We start from the raw sequence: 429 nt of genomic DNA on the forward strand, positions 1-429 counted from the left end.
TTTCAATCCACGCGCCCCGTGTGGGGCGCGACTCGCCGGGGCGCACCGTGTAGGTCTCCTCCACCAGTTTCAATCCACGCGCCCCGTGTGGGGCGCGACGCTTCATGTTGATGCCCTTCGCACCGCTCACGATGTTTCAATCCACGCGCCCCGTGTGGGGCGCGACCTCGTGCCGCCGCGAGAGCTTCCTCGACACTTGCGTTTCAATCCACGCGCCCCGTGCGGGGCGCGACGCGATTAGGAATGATGCGTTGCTTGTTGTTCGAGTTTCAATCCACGCGCCCCGTGCGGGGCGCGACTGGCGGACGTGTTCGCTGTCACGGCAACGCGGACGTTTCAATCCACGCGCCCCGTGCGGGGCGCGACGCTATACCGTTGACACCTGTACGGAGGATATGGGTTTCAATCCACGCGCCCCGTGCGGGGCGC

The organism is Selenomonas sp. oral taxon 138 str. F0429 (assembly GCF_000318175.2).
Classification (GTDB): Bacteria; Bacillota; Negativicutes; order Selenomonadales; family Selenomonadaceae; genus Centipeda; species Centipeda timonae.